Annotated in this window: 2 protein-coding genes and 1 tRNA gene; all 3 read left to right on the top strand. The window is 59.9% G+C overall.

The features are described 5' to 3' along the window. Window positions 1–5: 5 nt before the first annotated feature. A tRNA-Met gene (locus tag NKH22_RS31450) sits at window positions 6–82 on the top strand. A gap of 386 nt (window positions 83–468) precedes the next feature. Then, window positions 469–735, top strand: a complete 267-nt coding sequence (locus NKH22_RS31445; RefSeq protein ID WP_031198915.1) for a type II toxin-antitoxin system ParD family antitoxin — start codon at window positions 469–471, stop codon at window positions 733–735. Between the two features lie 14 nt (window positions 736–749). Further along, a complete protein-coding gene (locus tag NKH22_RS31440; RefSeq protein ID WP_245260702.1) occupies window positions 750–1,166 on the top strand; it encodes a type II toxin-antitoxin system RelE/ParE family toxin in 417 nt (138 codons plus the stop codon). The last annotated feature ends 166 nt before the right edge of the window (window positions 1,167–1,332 follow it).

Raw genomic sequence — 1,332 nt, 5'->3', positions numbered from 1 at the left:
GGTGACGCGGGGTGGAGCAGCCCGGTAGCTCGTCAGGCTCATAACCTGAAGGTCACAGGTTCAAATCCTGTCCCCGCAACCAACAAAAAAAGCCCGCTTCACGCGGGCTTTTTGCGTTCGGACCGTGATCGATGGCGATTTTAACCTGCATCGGGGGCCCGCAAGCAGGCGAAGCCGACGCCGTGGGACAGAAAAGCCAAATCATGGCCCCAACCAATTCAAAGCCCGCAGCTCGCAGGCCTTTTTGTATTCGGCACCTTTGCCCGCGCGAAGCCGGTTGGCTCCCGGCTCTGTCAGCGCGGCAACCGCCACGCGCCGGCGCGATCGTGACCGGACGCTTTGGACCCTGCAAAACCAGGCGACGAACCATTCTCTCGCCATCAGATCTTGGAAAACGAACCGTGATCGTGCGCTTCCAATCATTGTTACCGGGCTTTGACCGGCGCCATAATCTTCCAGGAGGGTGCCGTGCCCGACTACGCTCTGAACGACCACTATGAGAGCTTCATCAGGAAGCAGCTCGAATCAGGCCGCTACAACAGTGCCAGTGAGATTGTTCGCGCCGGCCTGCGTATGCTCGAGGATTTCGAGGCGGAGCGGGAGAGATGGCTGCGCGAGGAGGTTCCGGCGCGCCTGACCGAGCTCCGGCAGGATCCGGCTAAGGGCATCCCTGTCGAGACGGTTTTTTCGCGACTCGAGGCGCGTCATCACGCGAAGCAGGCGAAAGCCAAATAGGCATAAAGTAGGCAATGGAGCACCGCATTGTCTTTCACCCCAAGGCGGAAACTGAACTCGACCAGCTCTATGACGACATAGCGACCCGTGCGTCGCCGGCGATCGCTTGGAATTTCGTTGTCGGCATCCGCGACCATTGCCTGAGCGTGTCGACTTTTCCACAGTGCGGCACAGAGCGGGTCGAGATCATGCCTGGTCCGCGGATCATCGGCTGGCGACGTGCCGTCAGCATTGCTTTCGCAGTCGATGCCGAACGGGTCTGGTCCTGGGTATTTTTTCGCCGGCAGCAACATCACGGCGGAATTGCTGGAAGGCCGGCTCTGAAGCGCTGCTTAGGCTGGCGTGGGGATCGACACTCGCCAGGAGGCGATTCTCAGGCCGATGGCACGCACCTGCCGCCGCCTAGAGGTGGGCGCTTGGTAGAAGAGTGATCCTCAGCGGAACACCACTCACAATTTCAGCCAAGCCAGCTCACGAATTTCCGCCCCGTGGATATCTCCACGAGAAATCGAAAAAACATCGTCGATGACTGTTGACAGTTCTGGTTGGTGGCGACTATATACGCCTCACGAACGAGGGCGGTGCGCCGCTGGCGGC

The organism is Mesorhizobium sp. M1252, assembly GCF_040318265.1.
Lineage (GTDB): Bacteria > Pseudomonadota > Alphaproteobacteria > Rhizobiales > Rhizobiaceae > Mesorhizobium.
This window is presented reverse-complemented; position numbering and strand designations above follow the sequence as displayed.